This window comes from Helicobacter trogontum, from assembly GCF_000765905.2.
Lineage (GTDB): Bacteria > Campylobacterota > Campylobacteria > Campylobacterales > Helicobacteraceae > Helicobacter_A > Helicobacter_A trogontum.
Genome location: NZ_JRPL02000105.1, coordinates 1 through 562, shown reverse-complemented (window position 1 = coordinate 562; position 562 = coordinate 1). Strand labels below are relative to the sequence as shown.

The 562-nt window shown below is 30.6% G+C and carries 1 protein-coding gene; it reads left to right on the top strand.

From position 1 onward, the window contains the following. On the top strand, positions 1 to 442 hold a 442-nt coding region (locus LS81_RS11080), incomplete at its 5' end, for a hypothetical protein (RefSeq protein ID WP_138069964.1). Positions 443 to 562: the final 120 nt, after the last annotated feature.

Sequence of the window (562 nt, the reverse complement as noted above, 5' to 3'; positions counted from 1 at the left end):
TTATTGGCAATTTAGAAATATGTGTAAGCTTAATGAATTACCTAATAATGAGGAGAAGTATAATAAGATTCTAGGGTATTTTGATACAAGTTTAGATACACTAGATTGGGAGGAGTTGAATCATAATAACGATAATAAAAGGAAGTGGAAAGTTACCAAAGAACACGGGTATTACAGACAAGGAATCTATGAATATGCGACTTTAACAAAAAACAAGGAAATAAATTCTCGTTTAGGAATGGTAGCAATTTTTTTAAGTAATGAAGCAGGAATAAATCGTTATAATATTAATCAAATGGCAATAGATGGCACTTGGCACACTAGACGCTACTATTTAAGTGGTAACGAAGGGACAGGAATTTATTGGAATGAGGAAACATTGGCTTGTGTTGATGTAGCAAAAGAAAATATGACACCAAAAGGAGCAAATAATGAAAAATAAAATACTCATTAATAAGTTAAAAGATAATGCTGAATTAGCAATGGCAGCTTATGGATATTTTCATTTAATAGGGAAGAAAATTGAGAATGATAGAGAAAAATATGGTGATAAAGCTGACAA